The 1,106-nt window shown below is 69.1% G+C and carries 1 protein-coding gene; it reads left to right on the forward strand.

All coding sequences use genetic code 11. The features are described from left to right. Positions 1 to 112: 112 nt before the first annotated feature. Positions 113 to 1,105 carry a CorA family divalent cation transporter gene (locus tag ACIPIA_RS16820; RefSeq protein ID WP_400511125.1) on the forward strand — a complete coding sequence of 331 codons (993 nt, stop codon included), beginning with the start codon at positions 113 to 115 and terminating at the stop codon, positions 1,103 to 1,105. The last annotated feature ends 1 nt before the right edge of the window (position 1,106 follow it).

Below are 1,106 nucleotides of genomic sequence, written 5' to 3' on the forward strand. Positions count from 1 at the left end.
CCGCTGCCAATCGCAACTAGCCTGGGGGCGACGGCCGTCACGCCGCTGTCACATCCGCAGCGCCCTTAGGCGCCGCGCCGCCGAGACCTCGCGGCGGCAGCGGAAGCAGGGCATGCCGAGCGACGTCCAATCCCAGTCCGGTATCATCTGGGCCTACAGCTTCGATGAGGAGGGTCGGCCGAGCCGCACGCCCCGCGATACCATGCCGGGCCTCGCGCCGGCCGAGGGCTTCGTCTGGCTGCATCTCGACCTCGTCCACACGCGGGCGCAGGCCTGGATCGCCGAGCAGGCCTTGCCGGACACCACGCAGGAGGCCTTCCTCTCGCACGAGCAGCATCAGCGCCTCGACCACTCGGCCAACCTCGCCTGGGGCGTCTCGCACGACCTGATCCGCGACATCGCCGACAAATCCGAGGATGTCGGCGCGCTCCACTGGATCATCGGCGAAAGGTTCCTGCTGACCGGCCGCCGCGAGGCCCTGCACTCGATCCGGATGACGGCCGAAGCACTCGACCGCGGCGAACCGGCGTCGAGCCCCGCAGGCCTGTTCGAGCAGATCATCGAATACATCATCGACGACATCACCGACGCGGTCGTCCGCCTCGTCGACGAGACGGACAGCGTCGAGGACCACATCCTGCTCGATCGCCTGCATGACGGCCCGCAGCGCGTCGGAGCGATCCGCCGCACCGCCGTCCGGCTCCATCGCCAGCTCAGCGGGCTGCATGTCCTCTTCCGGCGCTTCGCGGAAACGCAGTCGGGCCGCAGCGCTCCCGATCCGGTGAAGGCGGCGGCGCTACGCCTCCTGCAGCGCATCGACGGGCTGCATCACGATGTCCAGTCGGTGCAGGACCGCGCGCGGCTGCTGCAGGACGAGATCGCGGCCCGTTCAGCCAGCCGCACCAACCGCCAGCTCTATGTGCTCTCGCTGCTGACGGCGCTCTTCCTGCCGGCAACCTTCATCACCGGCCTGTTCGGCATCAATGTGAAGGGATTGCCCTGGGTCGAGTCGGAGCTCGGCGCCGGCTTCGTGGCACTGTCCTGCATCGCAGCCGCCTTGCTCACGCTGGTCCTGCTCCGCCGTCGCGGCGTGATCGGCGACTGAA

It is taken from the genome of Allobosea sp. CER48 (genome assembly GCF_044752385.1).
GTDB lineage: Bacteria > Pseudomonadota > Alphaproteobacteria > Rhizobiales > Beijerinckiaceae > Allobosea.

Coding starts and splice junctions, on each gene's coding strand:
- ACIPIA_RS16820 (WP_400511125.1), top strand. CDS start 113: ATGCCGAGCGACGTCCAATCCCAGTCCGGTATCATCTGGGCCTACAGC.